Origin of the sequence: Caulobacter rhizosphaerae, from assembly GCF_010977555.1 — a bacterium.
Lineage (GTDB): Bacteria > Pseudomonadota > Alphaproteobacteria > Caulobacterales > Caulobacteraceae > Caulobacter > Caulobacter rhizosphaerae.
Window position 1 is genome coordinate 2,487,415 of the sequence record NZ_CP048815.1, and the last position, 21,232, is coordinate 2,508,646.

The following is a 21,232-nucleotide window of genomic DNA, read 5'->3' on the forward strand; positions in this document are numbered from 1 at the left end:
CTCAAGCCATGCGCCTTCCCGTCGTCGCCCTCTCGCTCCTCGCCGCGACCGCCGCCGTCAGCCTGACCGGCTGCGAGAAACAGACCAAGGCTCCGTTCCAGGCCGGCGTCTGCCTGCACGTGATCGAGCAGAAGGACGGCACGCTGAAGTTCAACCCTGTGGCCCAGAACGTGCCGAGCCTCGAACTCTGCGCGGCCGAGCTGGAGGGCATGCGCCTGCGCTTCGTGCGCCTGGGCAGCCCCAATCGCGAAATGACCGGCGCCTACCAGGGCAAGTTCATCTTCCTGCAGAAGGAAGGCATCTATCTGGGCGACACCTACGAAGGGGCCCGGTTCATGTCGCTGGTCCGCACGGGCGACGGCCGCCTGGCCGTGCCGGGGGCGATGCCGGCCCAGTAGGACGCGCCGCAAACCCGGGGATAACCCGCCTCGGTCCACAGGAACATTTGTGGAACAAAGCTTGATTTTGCCTTTAGGAACCCGTTAACGTCCGCGCCAGATGCCGGCGCGTTGGGTCGCCGGGCGTGAACAGGAATCTTCCCCATGGCGGGCAGCGTCAACAAGGTCATTCTGGTCGGCAACCTCGGCGCCGATCCCGAGATCCGCACCCTCAGCTCGGGCGACCGCGTCGCCAACCTGCGCCTGGCCACGTCGGAAACCTGGCGCGACCGCACCTCGGGCGAGCGCAAGGAAAAGACCGAGTGGCACCGCGTGGTGATCTTCAACGACAACCTGGTGAAGGTGGCCGAAAGTTATCTGCGCAAGGGCTCGACCGTCTATATCGAGGGCGCCATCCAGACCCGCAAATGGGCCGACGCCTCGGGTGTCGAGAAGTATTCGACCGAGATCGTGCTGCAGAAGTTCCGCGGCGAACTGACCATGTTGGGCGGCCGCGGCGACAACGCCGGCGCTTCGTCGGGCGGCGGCTATGACGAAGGCTACGCCGGCGGCGGTGGCGGCGGCGGCAACTTCGGCGGCGGCGCGCCGCGCAGCCAGCCCAGCGGCCCGCGCGAGAGCTTCTCAGCCGACCTGGACGACGAAATTCCGTTCTAATTTTCCTCAAGGACGTTGTTGTAAACAAGTGGCCGATCCCTTTGGAATCGGTCACTTTTTTATCGCATCTGCCCAATTCAAATTGGTCGATCTAGCGTGGGTAAAAACCCACCAGGACCGACCGTAAATGAACGGCTCCACGACTGTTCGAGTGCGTGCTGAAGGGCGGAGAGTGGTTTCCCGTCGGACATCTCGCCGACGCCGCTGGCGAAGATGCTGGCGCGCTCCTCGCGCACGTCCTGAATTCAAAACAGGCGACGGCTATCGCTCCCGAGCTTGGCGGGCTGAGACGCTTGGCGTGATCAAGGTCTCGCCCCGAGAAGGTTCGCGCCCTGACCGGAACGTCGCCGCCGACCTTTCTCTGGACTCAGGGGGCGAAGCCGTTCGCCATCCAGTCTTGATAGACCGTCAACCACGCGTCAGGCCAGGGCTGGTCGGGCGGCATCGAGCCCTTTTGCAGCACCGCGAACACGCGCCGTGCGTTGGCGTAATCCGGATACTCTGGGTCGCCGCCGGGGTCGGTCATCCAGTCGGGATTGTTCAGCCGGACGCCCATGGGGCGCATGCAGGCGATGTCGTCAGGCCGAAACATTGGCATAATGTCTTTGGCGAAACTTGGCAAAGAGGTGCGTTGGACCATTTCCCAGGTCTCCTTTCTCGGTTCGGCGCGACTTTTGAAGACGTTGAAGCGACGGATAGACCGGGCCTCTGGAACGCATTCGAATAGACCGGGCCTCTGGAACGCATTCGAATAGCCCGAGCTTGCTGGACCCGACATGTCCCGACCATCATGCGTGTGGTCTGTACATCCTCGACCTTTGCATAGGGCGGACGCCGACCGAGCGATGGTTGGACACCGGCGCCTGTATGAGGCGAGGCCGCCTCATACAGGCGCATAGCCGCCCGATTGGTCGGAGCCCTGGGACGTGGCCGATCTGGACCCTGGAAATAGGCGCGACCGACGTCCTGAGACGCCATTGCCTCCTAGGCTTATCGCGCCGGCGCCTAGACCTTCGAAGGGGGAGGGCAGTCCCTTTCGCGAGATAGGCGAGGTCCTGAAGATCGAACATCCTTCTTCGCATGGGCCGTCGTGGCGCCGGAGATTTCCATGCTCAAGACTTTCCAAACCCTGTCGCTCACCGCCCCCCAGCCCGCCGCCAAGGCGGTCCTGATAGCGACCCGGCTCGGCGGACGTTGACGCGACGTCCTCCCGACGGCCTGTCGGCGCCGCCGATCTCCGGCCATGAACGCAGAAGACGATGATCAAATTTCCCGACGACATCTTCTCCGAACCCGAGGACGTGGATCCCGACACGCTGGCCAACCTGGGCCCTCTGCGACGGCTGGCCGGCGTGTGGGAGGGCCGCAAGGGCGTTGACCTGAATCCCAAGGCCGAGGGGCCTGAGCGGCGCGACTACCTCGAACGCATCGAGATGCAGCCGATCGATCCCCAGGCGAACGGGCCGCAGCTCTTCTACGGCCTGCGCTACCATGTCCACATCGTCGCCTCGGACGAGGAGACGACCTTCCATGACCAGGTCGGCTATTGGCTTTGGGAGCCGGCCACCGGACTCATCATGCAGACCCTGGCCCTGCCGCGTGGGCAGGTGGCGCTTGCCAAGGGGCGGACAACGCCGAACGGCTCAGGCCTCGTCGTCAGGGCCGAGCGGGGCGGGCCTGGCTATGGGATCTGCTCGACCGACTTCCTGGAATGGGCTTTTCGGACGGACTCCTACGAACTCGATGTGCGGTTCGGCGCCGATGGCGGATGGTCGTACGTCTCCACGACCATGCTCCAGGTCCGGGGGCGAAGCGCGCCCTTTCGCCACGTCGACGGCAACAGCTTGCATAAGGTCGCCGAGCCTCGGCCCAATCCCCTGGCGCGGATCACGACGGGCGACGCGACCCTCGTGGAGGCGCACGGCTTCATTTCGCTAGGCGGCGACCTCGAACGCCCTGCCTAGCTGGCCCTCGCCTGATCAATGCGATGCAGCTTCGATCAGCTTGGGCGCCTCATGAGGTGGCCTGCCAAGATCTAATGGAGGCGAGCGGGAGGGCTTGGCTAGCGTCGAGCGTGAAATTCACGAACTGTTTGTAACTAGCGCATATGTTGTGAATTGGATTTGTATGGTGTTCGCGCGAGTCGAGCGGAGAAGCGTGATGGTTGATGCGATTGGCGCCACGTCGTTGCTCGCCCTGAAGGCGCGGATGGTGGGGCTGAGCGCGGCCACGGCCGAGGCGGGTCCCAGTTCGGCGGTGACCCCCGCGAACACGGCTCCAATCCCGCCGTCGCCCGCGACCAAACACAGTACGTCGGCCTCTGCGACACCGTCCTATCCGCGCGGCTCGGTCGAGTCCGAGAACGTCCAGATGGCGACGGGTATGGCCAAGGCCGCGCGCACCAACATCGAGACCCTGAATATCGGCGTCAGTTCCTACAACGGCGCCACGCGCCTGCTGGCCGACAAGAACTACATCGAGGACCTGCGGGCCCGGGGGGGCGACAAGGTCGTCGACCTGTTCATTCGCAGCCATCAACAAATTCAGCGCGGGGCGATGATGCTGATGAACGGGGCGTCCGGGAAGATGGCGCAGGAGTTCACGATCACCGGCACGCCGCTGTCGAAGGCGGACGATGGTTCCTTCAAGGTCGGCGACTATGTCCAGTCAACCGGCGGCGAAGGCTGGTCGGTGTCGGTCAAGTCGGATGGGAAGGCCTTGGCGATCGCCAACGGCGTCGATGTCAGCGCCCAGATCGATGACTCCAGCTCCTCCGGCTTCAAGTGGTCGGCGCTCGGCCAGTCCATCAACATCGAAGCTTGAGGTCGTATTCGGAAAAATTGCCTCTTAGGCTGCATTTTTCACTGGACGCGATTTGAGGGCCTTATAGTCTAGGTTGCGCTTGTCCGGGCGCTTCGTAGTGAAGTAATTTGGTCGCACAGTTCGTGCCGCCCCGCCCCGATGTCATCGGAGGCGCGCCATGTACGTCAAGACTCTGGATTCGGGCGATAATACGTATCTTGGCGATGAGGGTTCGCCGGATTTTGTTGACCTCATCTTTGGCGGCGACGGCGATGACTACATCGCGGGCGGAGTCGACGACGACACGCTGTATGGGCAGAACGGCGATGACACCCTGCACGGCGGCTTCAACAATGACTTCCTTTCGGGGGGCGCGGGCGCCGACTGGCTCTACGGCGACACGGGCGACGACACCGTCTTCGGCGGAACCGGCGCCGACCGGCTGTTCGGCGGTCGCGGCACGGATTATCTGAGCGGCGAGGACGGCGACGACACCTTCTATGTCGACAGCGCCGATGGGGTGTTTTTCGACACCTACAACGGGGGAGCCGGCTTCGACACGATCATGGCGTCGTCTACGATCTACGCCGAGGCGATCTACGGCGTCGAGAAGATCGACATCGGTGGCCTAACCTCTACCGAACTTCAGTTCAGCGCCGCCGATACGACGGTGGATCTGACCGGAGTGAATACGACCGCCCTCGTCATCATCCGCACCGGCGCGGGCGCCGACCACCTGATCGACAACGACTCCAGCCATGTGTTGTTCGGCGACGACGGCGCTGACGTGCTGATCGCGCGCGGCGGCGACGACCTCCTGCTGGGCGGCGCTGGCGATGACGACCTGGACGGCGGCGACGGCGAGGACACGTTCTACTTCCTCGGCACGAGCGGCGGGTTTGATCGCATCTCGGGCGGCGCTGGTGTTGAGGACACCATAACGGTCGGCGACGGTGCGGGCGGCATGGCCGGCGACGGCACGGTCATCGGCCTGTCGTCCGTGGGCGGCATCGAGGTGATCAGCGCCGGCGGCTTCCTCAACGTGGTGATCGCGGGCGATGCGACGGACAACGTCTTCGACTTGTCGACCACCTTGCTGGTCGGGATCGGCTCGATCAATGGGGGCGACGGATCGGACTGGATCGTCGGCAGTATGTCCTCCAGCGATGTCATCAACGGCGACGCCGGCAACGACTTCCTGGCCGGGGGCGACGGCGACGACCTGCTGGACGGCGGGACAGGCGACGATACGGCCTTCTTCCTGGGCAACGAGACCGACTACAGCGTGGTCACTGTGGGCGGAGTGACCACGGTCACCGATCTGCGCGACCCCGCGCTGACCCTGGAGTTCGATGGCCAGGACACCCTGACGAACGTCGAGTTCCTGCTGTTCGCCGACGCGCTGGTGACGATTGGCGCGCCGTCGAACGTGGCGCCAAGCGATCCGGTCGACGTCAACGCGGCGGCCAACGCCATCTCCGAGGACACCGTCAACGGCGCCGTGGTCGGCGGCCTGACCCTATCCTCGACCGACACGGCCGGCGACAGCCGCGTCTATCAACTGGTCGACGACGCGGGCGGGCGGTTCGCCATCAACGCCGCGACCGGCGTGGTCAGTGTCGCCAACGCCGCCCTGATCGACTACGAGACGGCCACGTCCCACGATATTCAGGTGCGGGTGTTCGACGGCCTGGCCTATTCGGCGACCGTCACCTTCACGATCAACGTCACCGACTTCCTCGAGAACGTCACCTATACCGGCACCAGCGGCGCCGACACCAAGGCGGCCGACACCAACGCCCGCTGGACGATGTCGGGCCTTGCGGGCGCCGACGTCTTGACGGGCGCGGGCAAGGACGACGTGCTGATCGGCGGCGCGGGCGACGACACCCTGAACGGCGGGGCGGGCGCGGACCTTTTCCTGTTCGACGGGACGGGCGAGGGCTTTGACGCGATCGTCGGCGGTGCGGACGCCGACACCATCCGCGCGGAGTCCGACGGCACGGTAATCGGCCTGCGCTCACTGTCCGGCGTCGAGACCATCTCGGCCGGCGGACACGCCAACGTCTCGATCGCCGGCTCGGCGGGCGCCGACACGTTGGACCTTTCGGCCGTAGTCCTGGACGGCATCACCGCGCCGATCGACCTGGGGGCGGGCGCCGACACCTTCACCGGCACGGCGGACGCGGACCTGGTCATCGGTGGGACGGGGGCCGACACCCTGAACGGCGGGGCTGGGGCCGACATCTTCCTGGTCAACACCTTCACGGTCGAGGCCGACACCTATAACGGCGGCGGCGGCGTCGACCAAATCCTGGCCACCGCCGACAACGTGGTCATCGGCCTCAAGAGCAGCGGGCTCTCCGGGATCGAACTGATCTCTAGCGGCGGCTTCGCCAATGTGGTGGTCGCCGGCGGCGCGACGGGCGACATCCTGAACTTCACCGGCGTGGCGCTGGACGGCGTTGCAGAGATCCAGGGCGGCGCAGGCGCCGACACCATCACCGGCTCGTCGGGCGTCGATGTCATCGACGGCGGTAATGACGGCGACACCATCCATGGCGGGGCGGGCGACGACATCATCATCGGCGGCCGGGTCTCGGGCAACAGCGGCAACGACCTGCTGTATGGCGACGACGGCGACGACACCTTCCTGTTCTTCGTCAATCCGCAGGTGGATTCCTATTATGGCGGCAATGGCTGGGACAAGATCCAGGCCGGCCAGGCGGGCGTGCAACTCAACATCGGCTTGGGTCCCAGCGTCAGCGCGACCCTGCAGGTGGAGGAGATCTCGGCGGGCGGCTTCACGGGCGTCTCGATCGCTTTGCAGGACCGCTACACCGGCAGTTCATGGCTGGGTCAGACACTGGACTTCTCGGCGGTCAAGCTGACCGGCATCGCCTATCTGGCCGGCACCCTGGGCGCGGACAACATCATCACCGGGGCCGACGACGACACCGTCGTGGGCGGCGACAGCGCGGACGTGATCCAGACCGGCGCTGGTGCTGACTATCTGCGCGGCGACGCGGGCAATGACACCCTGCGCGGCGGCCTGGGCAATGACACCTTGATCGGTGGCGTGGGCGACGACTCCAGCTTCGGCGACGACGGCGACGACGTCTTCAGTTTCACGGGCACGGGTCTGGGCTACGACGCGGTCACCGGCGGGGCCGGCGATGACGTGATCACCGCCCTGGCCAACGGCACGGTGATCGGCCTGCGCAGCTTCAGCGAGATCGAGACCATCACCGCCGGCGGCTTCACCGGCGTATCGATCCTGGGCTCGACCGGGGCTGACTTGCTCGACTTCTCCACGGTTTCGGTGGTCGGCATCTCGACCTTCAACGCCGGCGCGGGGGCCGACATCCTGATCGGCACGGCGGCGGCCGACACCATCCTGGGCGGCGACGGCGACGACATCCTGGCTGGCGGGGACGGCGACGACGTGTTCCAGTTCACCGGAACCACCAACGGCGCCGACGCCATCAACGGCGGCAACGGCGTCGACACGGTCACGGCCCTGGCGGCCAACACCATCATCGGCCTGTCCAGCTTCAGCAGTGTCGAGCTGATCACCAGCGGCGGTTTCGCCGGCGTGACCATCGCCGGCTCGGCCAACGGCGACGTGCTGGACTTCTCGACCACGACCCTGAGCGGGATCGGCAAGATCGACGGCGGCGCGGGCAACGACACCATCACCGGCACGGCTGCGGCCGACATCCTGCTCGGCTCGGGCGGCGACGACACGCTGGTCGGCGGGCAGGGGAACGACAGCTTCCAGTTCACCGGCGCGGCCAACGGGGCCGACATCATCGATGGCGGCGATGGGACCGACACCCTCGTCGCCCTGGCGGCCAGCACGGTGATCGGCCTGGCCAGCTTCACCAACATCGAGGCGATCTCCTCGGGCGGCTTCGCCGGCGTGTCGATCGCCGGCTCGGTCAACGCTGACAATCTGGACTTCTCGGCGGTGACCCTGACCGGCGTCACCAAGATCGACGGCGGGGCGGGCAACGACACCATTACCGGCACGGCGGCGGCCGACGTCATCCTCGGTTCGGGCGGCGACGACGTGCTGAACGGCGGCGACGGCGCCGACAGCTTCCAGTACACCGGCGCGGCCAACGGCTTCGACACGATCGTCGGCGGCAATGGAACCGACACCCTCAAGGCCCTGGCGGCCAGCACTGTGATCGGCCTGACCAGCTTCTCCGGCTTCGAGGCCATCGACGCCACCGGCTTCGCCGGCGTCTCGGTGGTGCTGGGCGGCGGCGACGACCTGATCGACCTGACGGTGGTGACCGCCACCAACCTCGCCGCGATCAGCGGCGGGGCGGGGGCGGACACCTTCGTCGGCTCGTCGGCCAACGACACCTTCAACGGCGACGACGGCGACGACGCCTTCTTCGCCAGCGCCGGAGCCGACGCCTATGCCGGCGGCCTGGGCAATGACAGCCTCAAGGCCACGGCCAACAACCAGGTCATCAGCCTGCGCTCGATCGCCGGCGTCGAGATCATCACCGCCAACGGCTTCACCGGCGTCACCCTCGCCGGAACCACCGCGGCGGATACGCTGGACCTGTCGTCCACCACCCTGGTCGGGATCGGCAAGATCGACGGCGGGGCGGGCAATGACGTGATCATCGGCACGGCCGGCGCCGACGTGCTCGACGGCGGCGCGAACGACGATACGCTAAACGGCGGCGACGGCGACGACGTCATCACCTACGGCCCTTCCGGCGGCATCGACGCGGTCAACGGCGGCAACGGCGCCGACGTGCTGCAGGCGACGGCCGCCAACCTGACGATCACGGTCTCCAGCCTGACCAATGTCGAGACGGTCACCGCCAACGGCTTCGCCAATGTGATCCTGGGCGGCGGCGCCAACGCCGACCTGATCGACCTGTCCTCGACGGTCCTGGTCGGCATAGGCCGGATCGACGGCGCGGCCGGCAATGACACGATCCTCGGCTCGGCCGCCGCCGACATCATCATCGGCGGACTGGGCGACGACACCCTGGCTGGCGGGGACGGCGACGACGTGTTCCAGTTCACCGGAACCACCAACGGCGCCGACGCCATCAACGGCGGCAACGGCGTCGACACGGTCACGGCCCTGGCGGCCAACACCATCATCGGCCTGTCCAGCTTCAGCAGTGTCGAGCTGATCACCAGCGGCGGTTTCGCCGGCGTGACCATCGCCGGCTCGGCCAACGGCGACGTGCTGGACTTCTCGACCACGACCCTGAGCGGGATCGGCAAGATCGACGGCGGCGCGGGCAACGACACCATCACCGGCACGGCTGCGGCCGACATCCTGCTCGGCTCGGGCGGCGACGACACGCTGGTCGGCGGGCAGGGGAACGACAGCTTCCAGTTCACCGGCGCGGCCAACGGGGCCGACATCATCGATGGCGGCGATGGGACCGACACCCTCGTCGCCCTGGCGGCCAGCACGGTGATCGGCCTGGCCAGCTTCACCAACATCGAGGCGATCTCCTCGGGCGGCTTCGCCGGCGTGTCGATCGCCGGCTCGGTCAACGCTGACAATCTGGACTTCTCGGCGGTGACCCTGACCGGCGTCACCAAGATCGACGGCGGGGCGGGCAACGACACCATTACCGGCACGGCGGCGGCCGACGTCATCCTCGGTTCGGGCGGCGACGACGTGCTGAACGGCGGCGACGGCGCCGACAGCTTCCAGTACACCGGCGCGGCCAACGGCTTCGACACGATCGTCGGCGGCAATGGAACCGACACCCTCAAGGCCCTGGCGGCCAGCACTGTGATCGGCCTGACCAGCTTCTCCGGCTTCGAGGCCATCGACGCCACCGGCTTCGCCGGCGTCTCGGTGGTGCTGGGCGGCGGCGACGACCTGATCGACCTGACGGTGGTGACCGCCACCAACCTCGCCGCGATCAGCGGCGGGGCGGGGGCGGACACCTTCGTCGGCTCGTCGGCCAACGACACCTTCAACGGCGACGACGGCGACGACGCCTTCTTCGCCAGCGCCGGAGCCGACGCCTATGCCGGCGGCCTGGGCAATGACAGCCTCAAGGCCACGGCCAACAACCAGGTCATCAGCCTGCGCTCGATCGCCGGCGTCGAGATCATCACCGCCAACGGCTTCACCGGCGTCACCCTCGCCGGAACCACCGCGGCGGAGACCTTCAACTTCGCCGGCCTCACCTTGAGCGGCATCGACAGCATCGACGGCGGGGCGGGCAATGACGTGATCACCGGCACGGCCGGCGCGGAGGTCATCATCGGCGGCGTCGGCGATGACACCCTGGCGGGCGGCGACGGCGATGACGTCTTCCGTTTCGGCGGCGCGGGCCTGGGCACCGATACGATCAACGGCGGGTTGGGCTATGACAGCCTCGTGGCGACGGCCAATGGCACGGTGATCGGCGTCGGGGTCCTGAGCGGGATCGAGGCGATCTCGGCCGGTGGTTTCACCGGCGTCAGCCTGGCAGGTTCGACGGTCGCTGATCTGTGGGACTTCTCGGGCGTCGCCTTGAGCGGGATCGGCCTCATTGATGGCGGAGCGGGCAACGACAACATCACGGGCACCGCCGATGCGGACCTTCTGCAGGGTTCGGCCGGCGATGACATCCTGAACGGCGGAGCGGGCGACGATACGTTCTTCTACACCGCCGCGGCGAATGGCCTGGACACCGTGTCGGGCGGCCTGGGTTACGACACGCTGAAGGCGACGGCGGCGGGGGCGGTGATCGGCTTGGCCTTGTTCTCCGGCCTGGAGTCGATCACCGCCAACGGTTTCGCCGGGGTCAGCATCACCGGAACCAGCGTGGCCGACACCCTGGACTTTTCGGGGACTACCCTGACCGGCATCACCAAGATCGATGGCGGGACCGGCAACGACACCATCACCGGTTCGGCCGGGGATGACGTCATCTATGGCGGCTTCGGACTGGACACCATCTACGCCGGCGGCGGCAACGACACGATCGGCGTGGTCGCCATCGAGGCCGGGCAGAACGCGGACTTCCTGGTCGACGGCGGCGCGGGCTTCGACACCGTCGTCGCCGTGCAGACGGGCGGCATCTACATGCTGGGTTTCACCGGGATCGAGGCGTTCTCGAACAACGGTTTCGCCAACGTCTACATCTGCGGCTGGACCAACGGGGCCGAAAACTTCGACTTCTCGAACGCGACCCTGACCGGCATCAGCTACATCACCGGCCAGGGCGGCAACGACACGATCATCGGCTCGGCCGGCGCCGACAAGATCATGCTCAGCCTGGGCCAGGACGTCCTGACCGGCGGCGGCGGGGCCGATATCTTCTTCATGGAGACGGCCACCGACAGCACGGTGGGCGCCGCTCACGACGTGATCACCGACTTCCTTGTCGGAACCGATCATGTCGACCTGACGACACTGGACGCCAGGACCAATGTCTCGGGCAACCAGGCCTTCACCTTCATTGGCAACGCGGCGTTCTCGAACCTCTCGGGCGAGCTCCGCGCGGACTATTCCGATCCGCTTCATACGATGGTCTACGGTGACGTCAACGGAGACGGCGTCGCCGATTTCGCGATCGAACTGGCGGGTTCCGCCTCGCTGTCGAGCGGCGACTTTTTCCTCTAGTTGAACCGCCGACAGCGCGAGCGTCGTGCTCCCATCGAGCACGACGCCCAGGCGTGGCCGGAGGGGCAGAGCGCTCGGCGTCTCTCTGGCCGTCCAGAGCCCGTCGTTGTCCCAAGGTCCGCTCGGGGTGATCGCGCGCGCCATGGGTCGCCGACGTCCTTAAGGCCAAAGTGGGCCGAAGAACGTGCAGAAGTTCACCGCCCCCGAGGCCTCGGCCTTCGTCTGTGCCCATGATCTGTACAGACTTTGCGGGAGCGGGCGAGACTTGGGCGCCATGTGTGGGGGCAAGATGCATGGCGCGTCAGGTTGGATCCTTCACCAGCCGCTAACGAGCCCGCCGTGCAGACGCCCCGAACGCTACACCGCACGCTCGGGCCGCTGGAAATCCTGTTCCTGGTCTTTTCCGCCCTGTCGCCGGCGATGTCGGTGTTCATCTATGGGGACGGCGTGCTGCGCATGGCCGGCACGGGGGCGGTGGCGGCCGTCATGGCCGGCGGATTGATCGCGGCGGTGGCGGCGTATCTCTACGCCGAGCTGGGCGCCGCGTTCCCCCAGGCCGGCGGTGTCTATCCGAGCCTGGTCGGCGTATTGGGACCCTTATGGGCCTTTCCGTACATCACGATGATGATGGTGGCGGCGCCCACCGTGATGGCCTTTGGCCTGCTGGGCTTCGCCGACTATGTGCGCGTTTTGGTTCCTGGCCTGCCGCAGCTTCCGGTGGCGCTGGGCTGCCTTGTTCTGGCCTGCGGTGTGGCGGTGCTGCGCGTGCGTCTCGGCGCCATCGTCACCGGCCTGTTCCTGCTGATGGAGGTCGCGGCGCTGGTCCTTCTGACCGCGATCGCCCTGGCCCACCCATCCCGGTCTCTGCTGAGCGCCCTGGCGCATCCAGTCTGGCTGGACCACGCGGTGGCCAAGCCGCTGCCGATCGCGACGCTGGGCCTTGCCGTGGTCTCCGCTATCTTCACCTGCTCCGGCGCCCACTGGGCGCTCTATTTCGGCGAGGAGCTCACCGACGCCCCGCGCCGGATCGGGCCGCTGGTCACATGGATCGGCGGACTGGCCGCCCTCGTGATCGCCGTACCTCTGATACTGGTGGTGTTAAGCGCTCCCGACCTTGCGCGGATCCTCGGCTCCGACACCCCGGTGGTCTCCTATATGAACCTGGTGGCCGGGCCGAAGCTCACGGCGGCGATCAGCGGCGTGCTGGTGATCGCCATTTTCAACGCCCTTGTCGTCGGCATCATGGGTTTTGGCCGGCTCTATTACTCCACCGGTCGCGACGGCGTCTGGCCTCGACCGATCAGCCGGCTGCTGGCCCAGGTTCAAGCCGGTTCGCATGCGCCGATGGTGGCGACCCTCGCCGTCTGCCTGGCCTCGGCCGCTCTCATGCTGCTCGGGCAGAGGACGCTTTTGATCTTCACCGCCATGCAGAACATTCCAGAATATGTGCTGCTGGCGATCGCCGTTCTGATTGGTCGACGGACCGGCCGAAGCGGCGGTCCGTTCAAGGCGCCGCTGCATCCCCTCGTACCGTTGGTCACCCTGGTCGCGGCCGGTGGCATGATCTATTCGGCCTTGATGGACCGAGCGGCCGGTCGGCCGGCCCTGCTGCTGGTCGTCACCCTGTTCGTCGGCAGTTGGGCCTATTTCCGCTTTCGCGCCAAACACGCGTCCGCCTGGACGCCCGCGACGACCGATGCGGTGGAGCCTTGACCCTACCCGCAGCTCAATCGGGCGCGGCGGGCAAGGCGAGGCCGCTCCTGGCCAGCAACTGCTCAAGCGGTCCGGACACGCCAGCGACCTGCACCGCGTCGGGCCGCGGGCGACCGGACGCGCCTGCGGCTTCCGCGCAGCGGGCGAGCTTTTCGATGGCGGCGCGATGAGCGTCCAGCACCGGGACTTCGCTCGCGGCGGCGATGGCGTCGTGGTTTGGGATCAGCCCCGCCCCGCCCATCAGCACCCGGCGGGCGCCGGTCTCCCGCGCCCGTGTCGCCAGGAAGGCGGCGATCCGCGTCGGGTCGTCCGTCAGGTGATCGATGGTTTCGACGCCGGCGAGATGGCCCGCGATCCCCAGCTTCTGCGCCAGTTCCAGGATGACCTCGCGCCAGACGCGGCCCCGGGTGGCGGCGATGAAGGGGCCGGACAGCGCTGCGGCGGCGTGCAGTCCCGCTTCGGCGAAGCCCACCACGGGCATGTCGCAGACCTCCGCAAGGGCGTCGAACCCCGGATCGCCAAAGCAGGCCAGCAGGATCGCGTCGGGCCGGTCGCCCTCCGCGAGCGCCTTGGCCACGGCGTCCAGGACGGCATGTCCCGCCACCGCAATGCCCGCGCGCGAGGCGACATAATCAAAGCCGAACCCCGCGGTCGCGGTTCGCAGCACGAAGCAGTCTTTGAGTTGCAAGCGGACGCGCGCTTCGATCATCCCGGTGATCCTCGCCGAGGTATTGGGGTTGACGATCAGCAGTCGGCGGCGGGATTCCATCGCCGATTGACGTCAGCCTGGGCGGGAGGGCGCAATCGTCTCGGTCGGGTCTGGCCGCGCCATCAAGCCGGGCGCCACGGAATTTGGCGCCGACCCCGCCGACTTGGTGTGCGTCCGATCGGCCTGGGCCGCAGGAAGCGCCTTTCATGACCACGGCCGCGTCCGAGTTCGACGTCATCTACGATCGCAGCGCCTACGGATCCGCCAAATGGGCCAATCGGTGGGACGAGTACGCCCCGGCGGTCGAGAGCGAAGGAATCCTGTCGCTATGGACCGCCGACATGGACTTTCGCGCTCCGCAGCCGGTGATCGACCGGCTGGTCGATGCAGCGCAGCACGGCGTTTACGGCTACACCCTGCGCGACCCCGCCCACTTCGAGATCGTGCGAGCCTGGTTCTCCGAGCGTCATGGCTGGACGCCCGAGGTGGAAACCCTGCTGCCCGGTCCCGGCGTCATGCCCTGCGTCGCGGCGATCCTTCGCACGTTCACCCAGCCCGGCGACGGCGTGATCGTGCAGACGCCGGTCTATTCCCCCTATTTTGAAGTCATCAGCGGCAACGGGCGGCGTCTGCTGGTCAACCAACTCAGACTCGAGGGCGGTCGCTACCATCTCGACCTTGAGAACTTCGAAGCTTTGGCGAGATCCGGCGCGAAGGTGTTCATCCTGTGCAATCCACACAATCCGTCCGGCCACGCCTGGACGTTCGACGAGCTGACGGCGCTCAACGCTGTCTGCGAGCGATATGGTCTCATCGTCATTTCAGACGAGATCCACTGCGATATCCGGCTGAGCGCGGCGCCGCACGTTGTGTTCGCCTCGATCAGCGAGAGCGCGCGCCAGCGGTCGTTCATTTGCCTGGCCCCGACCAAGACCTTCAACCTGGCCGGCCTGCAGTGCGCGGTGGTTTCGGCAGCCAACCCCGCGTGGCGGGCGCGGCTGTTCGACACCCTGCGCTTCTCGTTCATGACCAACCCGAACTACTTCTCCAGGCTGGGTCTGGAGGTCGCCTATCGGGAAGGCGGCCCTTGGTTGGACGCGCTCACGGACTATCTCCGCGGCAACCTTGATCTCGTGACCCGTTTCGCGGGGGCGTCCTTGCCAGGACTGCATCCCATGCGGCCGGACGCCTCGTTCCTGGTCTGGATCGACGCTCGGCCGGTTGACGACCGGGTCGGCGATGTGAAGGCGTTCTTTCTCGAACAGGCGAAGGTCAATCTGTACAGCGGTCGCGTCTATGGGCCTGGCGGCGAGGGCTTCATCCGTCTCAACATCGGCTGTCCGCGACCCTTGCTGCGGGACGCCTTGAACCGCATGGCCGAAGCGTTGGGGAAGACATGAGCCGCTCGCCGGCGGCAAGGTCACGGGAACCGCGGCGGCCCGGAGTCGCGGCGGATCTGGGCGTCATGTTTCTGGACCACGTCTCGAGTCCGCTCCTTGCGCATTTCCGCCATGCGCCAGCGAAATGGAGGCCGCCGCCGTCAGCGTAGGATGGATAGGAACTCGTTGAACGTCTGGGCCACCGTGGTCACGGCCGGCGCGAAATCTTCGGAAGCCTCATGGTCCCACAAGCCGATCGTCGGGTGTTCGCATCCCTCACGGTAATCCAGAACGATGAAGTCGCCGGCGAGCACCGCGGCGATCGGGACGAGGTTGATGTTCTCGCCGTCCTCATCGTCGGTCAGGCGCGAGTCGAGTTGTGAGGCTACGACTTCCAAGTCCAGCCACCCAAGAGGGTGGCCCTCGACATCCTGGATGATCGGCAGGAAGCGCTCGACCGCCCGTTCCAGACCCGCGACGTCGAAGCGGTTTTCAAGCGGAACGGCGCCATTATGGGTAGCGACGAACTGCTTGTAGTCGTCAGGAAGCGTGATCTCGAAATAGTCCTCGAGCGTCTCGACCCGGCCCGGCGGCGGGGGCGGAATGATAGAAGCTGGATCGAATGGCATGCGCCTTCTCCGTACGCATCTGGTGAGACCGCGCGGGCTCAATCCGGTTAGCAGATGTCGTCAAGTTCAGGGCAGGGTGGTTATCAGACCTTCCTGACCGTGAGGTACGCCTTCTGTCGAGCATCCGTATAGGTGTGATTATCCGCCCCTCCTCGACCGAGGGTATGCGCGATTGTCGAGATGTTCGTTGCGAAGCCGCAGTGCTTCATACCAAGACGACGCGTGGATTTCGAAAGCCTTCCGGGCGTTGGGTGTCAGGCGAGCGCGCAACTGGTCGCGCCACGCCCCGTAGGCGGCGCGAACGTCCAGTTTCTGGACTTACGGCAACGGCGGCTGGCGCTCGGATCAACAGGGAAGGGGAGAGCGGGCCTAAGGCTATCTGTATTTCGAAGTTGTGCTGTTCGACCTACCGCCGATCTTTGCCGCGGCCATGGGCATGGCCAGCGAAGGCGAGGTTCCGACCGGGGTGGCGCCGGGTGAGGGGCATGACCAATTGTTTGTCTCATTCTCGCGTGATGTCCGGCGTTAAGAGATCCGATGGGTCGCTTTTAGCGCCGTGCAGGGACAATGTTCATGGCCACGTTCGTGATGATCCCTGGCGGCTGGCAGGGCGGCTGGGTTTACGACCAGGTTGGTAAGATCCTGGCGGCCAACGGGCACAGAGCCTTGCAGATCACGCTCGCGGGCCTTGGCGACACGCCGGCCCCGGCGGCCAACCTGGACACGCACATCGGCGATGTCGTCGACGCCATTAAATCGCAGGGCGATGGCTTGGTTGTTGTCGGGCAATCTTACGGCGGAATGGTCGTGAGCGGCGTGGCCGACGCCGCGCCATCGCAAATCGGAGCATTGGTCTATGTCGATGCTTACGTGCCTGACTCAGGCGATTCCGCCTGGTCTCTGACGAGCCCTCATTTTCGAGAGGTCTTTGCCGAAGGCGCAAGGTTGGACGGGCTGAACTGCGCGCCCCCGCCCGGTCTTGATCCTCGGGCCCGTCCCCACCCGATCGGAACGTTCTTGCAGTCCATTCGCCTCACCGGACGTTGGCGCGAGGCGCCCCGCAAGATCTACGTCGGCGCGTTCGGCTGGGAAGGAAGTCCGTTCCTGGATCTTCACGCGCGCCTGAGCCGCGATCCGGAATGGTCCACCTATTCCCTGGACTGCCCCCACAACGTCGCGCGGTTTCAGCCTGAGGCGCTGGCTGAGATCCTGCTGGCCCAGGTCTGACGCGAGCATCGAACAGGCGTTTGGAGGCCTGCTGGAGAACGCTCGTCGAGCACTGAACGTCCGGAGCCTGGCGCGGACCCAAGGGCGCTAGTTGGCGCGCAGCCGACCTACTTGATCGTTGTCTCGATGACGCGCACGCCGCGCGCTTCGCATTTCGCCGCCAGGTCCGGGCTGTCCAGCCGGTCGGTGACGAAGACGTGGACGTCGCCGATGTGCCCGATCCGCACCGGCGCCGGACGGCCCAGCTTTTGGCTGTCGGCGACCAGGATCACCCGCCTCGAGCTTTGGATGATGGTCTGCGACACTTGCACCTCGTTGATGTCGAAGTCGAGCAGCGACCCGTCTTCATCCATTGCCGAGGCGCCGATGATGGCGAAATCGACCTTGAAGTTGCGAATGAAGTCGACCGCGAAGGCTCCGACGGAGGCGCGGTCGGCGCTGCGCACCCGCCCTCCGACCACGATCACCTCGATGCCGGGCGAAGACGCCAGGATATCGACGACATTAAGGTTGTTGGTGATCACCAGAAGGCCGGTCCGCCCCTGCAGGGCCCGGGCGACCTCTTCGGTGGTCGTGCCGATGTTGATGAACAGCGAGGCCTTTTCGGGGATCAGGGCCGCCGCCGCGGCGCCGATGGCCTCCTTGGCTTCTCGCGCCAGAATCCGCCGCGCCTCGTATTCCAGATTGTCGACGCCGCCCGCGGCGATCACCGCGCCGCCGTGCACGCGGGCGAGCAGTCCCTGGTCGCAAAGGTCGTTGAGGTCCTTGCGGATGGTCTGGCGCGAGACCTGAAGTTGATCGGACAAGGCCTCGACCGTCACCCGTCCGCTTTTGCGGGCGAGCGCCAGGATCGCCTCGTGACGCTGCTCGATAGCCATCAACGCACCTCCAAGTCCGGCTTAGCGCGTCGGCGTCGCTGTTGGCCAGAGCGCCGTGCCAGGCGCCTTCGTATTCACGCGCGATTTTTGAAAATAACTTTCGCTTTTCAATTGCGAATTTGCGATTAACGAATGAATACGCCAGCGGCTGATTCTAGGCGGGGGAGCATCAGGGATGGAGTTCGACCTTCTGGTGGTCGGCGGCGGCGTGAACGGCGCGGGCGTGGCCCGGGACGCCGCCGGGCGCGGACTGTCGGTCCTGCTGGTCGAGCAGAACGATCTGGCGAGCGCGACCTCGTCGGCCAGCACCAAGCTGGTGCATGGCGGCCTGCGCTATCTGGAATATTACGAATTCAGGCTGGTTCGCGAAGCGCTCGAGGAGCGCGAGACGTTGCTGGCCATGGCTCCCCACATCATCTGGCCGCTGCGCTTCGTCCTGCCGCACGCCCACGCCACGCGTCCCGCCTGGATGGTCCGACTGGGGCTGTTTCTGTACGACCATATCGGTGGTCGCCGCCGCTTGCCGGGGTCGCGCGGGCTCAGCCTGAAGGGCGCGCCGGAGGGGGCGGCGCTACGTCCGGACTACCGCAAGGCCTTCGCCTATTCGGACTGCTGGGTGGACGACGCGCGTCTGGTGACGCTGAACGCCCTGGACGCGCGCGAGCGCGGCGCGGTGATCGAAACCCGCACCAAGCTGGTCTCCGCCCGTCGCGTGGGCGCGACCTGGGAAGCGCGCCTGCAACCCGCGGACGGGCCCGAGCGCCAGGTCCGCGCCCGCGCGATCGTCAACGCCGCCGGCCCCTGGGTTTCCGAGGTCTTAGGCGGCGCGCTGAACGTGGAGACGGGCAGTGGAACGCGCTTGATCAAGGGCAGCCACATCGTGGTCCCGCGCCTGTTCGAGGGCGAGCACGCCTACATGCTGCAGAACCCCGATCGCCGGATCGTGTTCGCCATCCCCTACGAGGGCCGCTTCACCCTTGTGGGCACCACCGACGTGGCCTGGGACGCGCCCCCCGGGCCGGCGCGGATCAGTCCGGAGGAGGTCGATTATCTCCGCCAGAGCATCAACCGTTACTTCGTGCCCCAGACCACCGCCGAAGACGTGGTGTGGAGCTATGCGGGCGTTCGTCCGCTGTTCGACGACAACGCCGACAGCGCCTCTGCGGTGACCCGCGACTACGTGCTGGAGGTCGACGCGCCGGAAGGGCAGGCGCCGGTGCTGTCGGTGTTCGGCGGCAAGATCACCACCTATCGCCGTCTGGCCGACCAGGCGATGGACCGCCTGGCCGAATTCTTCCCGCGGGCCCGCCCCTCCTGGACGCGCGGCGCCGTGCTGCCCGGCGGCGACCTGCCTGACTTCGACCGCGCCGCTCTCGCCCGCGCGCTCTGCGCCGAGTTTCCGTTCCTTCCCGACGACCTGGCCGCGCGGCTGGCGCGGTCCTACGGGACGCGCACGCGGCGCATCCTGGCCGACGCGAAGAGCTTGACCGACCTGGGCGAGGACCTCGGCGCGGGGCTCCATGCCGCCGAGGTCGACTATCTGGTCGCCGAGGAATGGGCGCGCACGGCCGAGGACATCCTGTATCGCCGCAGCAAGCTGGGCCTGCACCTGCCGCCCGAGGCGGTCGGTCGCCTGGAAGCCTATCTGAAGCAGAAAGCCCCGCCGTTACCGGTCAGGGCGATGAAAGCATGACCGGCGCCCGCTACATCCTGGCTATCGACCAGGGCACGACCAGCACCCGCAGCATCGTCTTCGACGACCAGGGCGGCGTCGCCGGCCTCGACCAGCGCGAATTCGCCCAGAGCTATCCGGAGTTGGGTTGGGTCGAACATGACCCCGAGACCATCTGGCGGGACGTCGTGGACACCGCGCGCGCCGCCCTCGTCAGCGCGGACGTTGCGGTCGATGCGGTCGCCGCCATCGGCATCGCCAATCAGCGCGAGACCGTCGTGGTCTGGGAGCGACGAACCGGACGCGCGATCCATCCGGCGATCGTCTGGCAGGACCGGCGGACGACCGATCGATGCGAGGCGCTGCGGCAGGCCGGCCACGAGCCCCTGGTCCAGGCGCGGACCGGCCTTCGCCTGGATCCCTACTTCTCGGCCAGCAAGCTGGCCTGGATTCTCGACCACGTCCCTGGCGCGCGCGAGGCCGCCCAGCGCGGAGAGCTGGCTTTCGGCACCATCGACAGCTTCCTGCTCTGGCGGCTGACCGGCGGTCGCGTGAATGCGACCGACGCGACCAACGCTTCGCGAACCCTCCTGTTCGACATCCACCGCCAGGCCTGGGACGAGGACCTGCTGCGGCTGTTCGACATCCCCGCCGCGCTGCTGCCGGAGGTGCGCGACAATTGCGCCGACTTTGGCGAGACGCAGGCCGATCTGTTCGGCGCCCCGATCCCCATCCGGGGCATGGCCGGCGACCAGCAGGCGGCGCTGATCGGCCAGGCCTGTTTCGACGAGGGCATGATCAAGGCCACCTACGGGACCGGCTGCTTCATGCTGATGAACACGGGCTCGCGGCCGGTGACTTCGCATGCGCGCCTCCTGACCACGGTCGCCTACCGCCTCGACGGGCGGCCCACCTACGCCCTCGAAGGCTCGATCTTCGTGGCCGGCGCGGCGATCAAGTGGTTGCGCGACCAGCTGGGGCTGATCGTGCGGGCGTCCGACACATCGAGCCTGGCGACCAGCGTCCCCGACGGGCACGGCGTCTACATGGTTCCCGCCTTTGTCGGCCTGGGCGCGCCCTTCTGGGATCCGCAGGCGAGGGGTCTGATCCACGGCCTGACGCTGGACACCTCGGCCGCCCACATCGCTAGGGCCGCCCTGGAGTCGGTGGCGTTCCAGACTCACGACCTGATCGCGGCGATGTTCGCCGACGGGGCCGCGCGGCCCAGCGCCTTGCGCGTGGACGGTGGCATGGCCGCCAACGAATGGCTGTGCGCCTTCCTGTCGAGCGTCATCGACGCACCCGTCGAGCGGCCGGTCAATATCGAGACCACCGCCTTGGGCGCGGCCTTTCTTGCCGGTCTGGGTGCAGGCGTCTGGTCCAGCCTGGACGCGATCGCCGGGGGCTGGCGCCTGGATCGACGCTTCGATCCGGAGATGGCGCCGCGTGAGCGCGAGCAATGCCTGGAAGGCTGGCGCGACGCTGTCGCCCGGACCCTCTATCGGCCAGAACGCCGCGCCGAAACGTCCGGACGATGACGCCAACAGGTTTCGTCTCCC

14 protein-coding genes are annotated in these 21,232 nt (G+C 66.8%); 10 read left to right on the forward strand and 4 right to left on the reverse strand.

All coding sequences use genetic code 11. The annotated features are described in order from the left end of the window. Positions 1–8: 8 nt before the first annotated feature. Both G3M57_RS11530 and ssb read left to right on the forward strand, forming a co-directional pair. Positions 9–398 carry a hypothetical protein gene (locus G3M57_RS11530; protein ID WP_056752168.1) on the forward strand — a complete coding sequence of 130 codons (390 nt, stop codon included), beginning with the start codon at positions 9–11 and terminating at the stop codon, positions 396–398. A gap of 144 nt (positions 399–542) precedes the next feature. Further along, the gene (gene ssb, locus G3M57_RS11535) at positions 543–1,052 is read left to right on the forward strand and encodes a single-stranded DNA-binding protein (protein WP_056752171.1); all 510 of its coding nucleotides are present in this window, start codon (positions 543–545) and stop codon (positions 1,050–1,052) included. 367 nt (positions 1,053–1,419) lie between these two features. Here the strand turns inward: ssb and G3M57_RS11540 are convergent, their stop codons facing one another. Then, a complete protein-coding gene (locus G3M57_RS11540; protein ID WP_156402107.1) occupies positions 1,420–1,692 on the reverse strand; it encodes a hypothetical protein in 273 nt (90 codons plus the stop codon). A 619-nt stretch (positions 1,693–2,311) separates the two neighbouring features. Here G3M57_RS11540 and G3M57_RS11545 point away from each other — a divergent pair. The 4 genes from G3M57_RS11545 to G3M57_RS11560 all read left to right on the forward strand — a co-directional run bounded on the left by G3M57_RS11545 (position 2,312) and on the right by G3M57_RS11560 (position 13,179). Next, on the forward strand, positions 2,312–3,016 hold the full coding sequence (locus tag G3M57_RS11545; RefSeq protein WP_163230601.1) for an FABP family protein: 705 nt from the start codon (positions 2,312–2,314) through the stop codon (positions 3,014–3,016). A gap of 94 nt (positions 3,017–3,110) precedes the next feature. Continuing rightward, positions 3,111–3,875, forward strand: a complete 765-nt coding sequence (locus tag G3M57_RS11550) for a hypothetical protein (protein WP_156402108.1) — start codon at positions 3,111–3,113, stop codon at positions 3,873–3,875. Between the two features lie 157 nt (positions 3,876–4,032). Further along, positions 4,033–11,466, forward strand: coding sequence for a cadherin domain-containing protein (locus G3M57_RS11555; RefSeq protein WP_163230603.1), 7,434 nt, complete (start codon positions 4,033–4,035; stop codon positions 11,464–11,466). A 339-nt stretch (positions 11,467–11,805) separates the two neighbouring features. Beyond that, positions 11,806–13,179, forward strand: a complete 1,374-nt coding sequence (locus G3M57_RS11560; protein ID WP_163230605.1) for an APC family permease — start codon at positions 11,806–11,808, stop codon at positions 13,177–13,179. Positions 13,180–13,192: 13 nt separating this feature from the next. Here G3M57_RS11560 and G3M57_RS11565 read toward each other — a convergent pair whose 3' ends face one another. After that, positions 13,193–13,948 carry an aspartate/glutamate racemase family protein gene (locus G3M57_RS11565; protein ID WP_163230607.1) on the reverse strand — a complete coding sequence of 252 codons (756 nt, stop codon included), beginning with the start codon at positions 13,946–13,948 and terminating at the stop codon, positions 13,193–13,195. A 146-nt stretch (positions 13,949–14,094) separates the two neighbouring features. On the opposite strand from G3M57_RS11565, the gene G3M57_RS11570 reads away from it, so the two are divergent. Then, positions 14,095–15,288, forward strand: a complete 1,194-nt coding sequence (locus G3M57_RS11570) for a MalY/PatB family protein (RefSeq protein ID WP_163230609.1) — start codon at positions 14,095–14,097, stop codon at positions 15,286–15,288. Positions 15,289–15,428: 140 nt separating this feature from the next. Here G3M57_RS11570 and G3M57_RS11575 read toward each other — a convergent pair whose 3' ends face one another. Then, positions 15,429–15,896 carry an SMI1/KNR4 family protein gene (locus G3M57_RS11575; protein WP_163230611.1) on the reverse strand — a complete coding sequence of 156 codons (468 nt, stop codon included), beginning with the start codon at positions 15,894–15,896 and terminating at the stop codon, positions 15,429–15,431. A gap of 573 nt (positions 15,897–16,469) precedes the next feature. Here G3M57_RS11575 and G3M57_RS11580 point away from each other — a divergent pair. Continuing rightward, positions 16,470–17,123 carry an alpha/beta hydrolase gene (locus G3M57_RS11580; protein ID WP_163230613.1) on the forward strand — a complete coding sequence of 218 codons (654 nt, stop codon included), beginning with the start codon at positions 16,470–16,472 and terminating at the stop codon, positions 17,121–17,123. Positions 17,124–17,230: 107 nt separating this feature from the next. Here G3M57_RS11580 and G3M57_RS11585 read toward each other — a convergent pair whose 3' ends face one another. Beyond that, positions 17,231–18,001, reverse strand: a complete 771-nt coding sequence (locus G3M57_RS11585; protein ID WP_056751445.1) for a DeoR/GlpR family DNA-binding transcription regulator — start codon at positions 17,999–18,001, stop codon at positions 17,231–17,233. A gap of 175 nt (positions 18,002–18,176) precedes the next feature. Here G3M57_RS11585 and G3M57_RS11590 point away from each other — a divergent pair, with 175 nt between their 5' ends. Both G3M57_RS11590 and glpK read left to right on the forward strand, forming a co-directional pair. Beyond that, entirely contained in the window at positions 18,177–19,694 is a 1,518-nt protein-coding gene (locus G3M57_RS11590; RefSeq protein WP_163230615.1) for a glycerol-3-phosphate dehydrogenase, read from the forward strand. Further along, complete coding sequence (glpK, locus tag G3M57_RS11595) at positions 19,691–21,211, forward strand: glycerol kinase GlpK (RefSeq protein WP_163230617.1); 1,521 nt, start codon at positions 19,691–19,693, stop codon at positions 21,209–21,211. Before G3M57_RS11590 ends, glpK begins: the two co-directional genes overlap by 4 nt. The last annotated feature ends 21 nt before the right edge of the window (positions 21,212–21,232 follow it).